This is a genomic window from Salinibacterium sp. (assembly GCF_031364185.1).
Lineage (GTDB): Bacteria > Actinomycetota > Actinomycetes > Actinomycetales > Microbacteriaceae > Rhodoglobus.
This window is the reverse complement of the sequence record NZ_JANLVV010000305.1, coordinates 1-1,468: the sequence shown is the minus strand read 5'-3', so window position 1 is coordinate 1,468 and position 1,468 is coordinate 1. Positions and strand designations below refer to the sequence as shown.

The 1,468-nt window shown below is 63.6% G+C and carries 2 protein-coding genes; both read right to left on the bottom strand.

The window, feature by feature from the left end; genetic code table 11:
- Window positions 1-1,141 (bottom strand): NAD(P)/FAD-dependent oxidoreductase (locus RMN95_RS13370; protein WP_309617402.1); only part of this gene is annotated, 1,141 nt, incomplete at its 3' end.
- A gap of 37 nt (window positions 1,142-1,178) precedes the next feature.
- Window positions 1,179-1,468, bottom strand: a 290-nt coding sequence (locus RMN95_RS13365; RefSeq protein WP_397545293.1) for a hypothetical protein, incomplete at its 5' end; no start/stop codon positions are given.

Genomic DNA, 1,468 nt, shown 5'->3' with positions numbered 1-1,468 from the left:
GGGCATCGAAGCCAGCGAACATATCCACGAGCCCTTGGGGGGAATCGTCGCGGAAGATGATTTCCAGACTCTCCGCGGATTCGGTGGCGGATGCCTCCGAGCGGGGGAATAGGTTTTGCTCATACCTGGCAATTGCGGCCTCGATATCGCCGGGATGCGCGGCGATCGCGAGGGCAAGTTCGGAGCCGTCGTACATGGCAAGGTTTGCGCCCTCCCCTGCAAACGGTGACATCAGGTGGGCCGCGTCTCCGAGGAGGGTGACGCCAGTGAGCCGGTTCCAGGAGTGTCCGACGGGTAGGGCGTTGATGCGGCGCGGGGTGAGGGCGGTGTCAGCGTTTTTGATGAGACCGCGGAGGGCGTCGCTCCATCCGTCGAGGCGAGCCAGGATGATTGCCTTTGCGGCGGGTGTGTCTGTGAAGTCGATGGTGTCGATCCAGTCTTCGGCGGCTCGGAAGCCGAGGTAGAAGTGCAGGCTCCCGTCGATTTCACGGTGTCCGAGGATGCCGGTGTCGCCGCGCAGCGCAAAGAGCATCCCGGCTCCCATGGCCTGGGCTTCGGCGGGGTGCCGGTTGTCGGCATCGTGGAGGTCGGCTTCGATGAATGAGATGCCGGTGTAGGCGGGATGCGCGTCGGAGAGCAGAGGGCGAACCTTCGACCAAGCGCCGTCGGCACCGATCAGCAGGTCCGTCGTGATGCTTTCACCGTTGCTGAATGTGACCTCGTGTACCCCAAGTCGAGTGGGGTCGGCACTAACTGCGGTGACTTTGTGGTCCCAGTGGATGGTGGGGTCAGGGAGAGACTCGATGAGCAGGTCGCGTAAGTGTCCGCGTCCCACCTCAGGTCGACTGTGTGTGCCGCCGTCGCTTTCTTCACGCAGGATGGCGCCGTTGTGATCGAGGATACGCATTGCCTCGCCGCCCTCGTGGATCAGGGTGGCAAACGAATCCCAGAGGCCGGCTGCACGGACGGCCTGTTGCCCGCTTTCCTCGTGGATGTCGAGCATGCCGCCTTGCACGCGAACATGGCGGCTTTTTTCGAGCTCGAACACGGCGGATTCGATGCCGTGGGCATGCAGGACGCGAGCAGTGGTGAGGCCGCCGAGGCCGCCTCCAATGATGGCGATGGGATAGTGCGTAGTCATGGTGGTGCTCCTAAGGTTGCGGAGGTCCGCAGGGTGTTCAGTGAGTAAGCAGTGTCGGGGTGGCCCTAATCCCGGCGATGAGTGTGCGCAGAGCCCAGTCGACGCGTTGCGTGGGGGTTCCGGCGAGGACGTTGTCGACGTGGGAGGCGATGTGCGGTGCGGACGCCGGGTCCGCGGCGCGTAGTGCACGAGTCAGATCATCCCAGGCGGCATCGACGTCGACAAGTGAGTCGATATCGCTCGGAGTGGGAACGCTGTGTTCGGCAGCGTTCGCGGTCACATACTGAAGCATCAGATCCACCCCCCAACAGGCGCGGGCGATCTCAA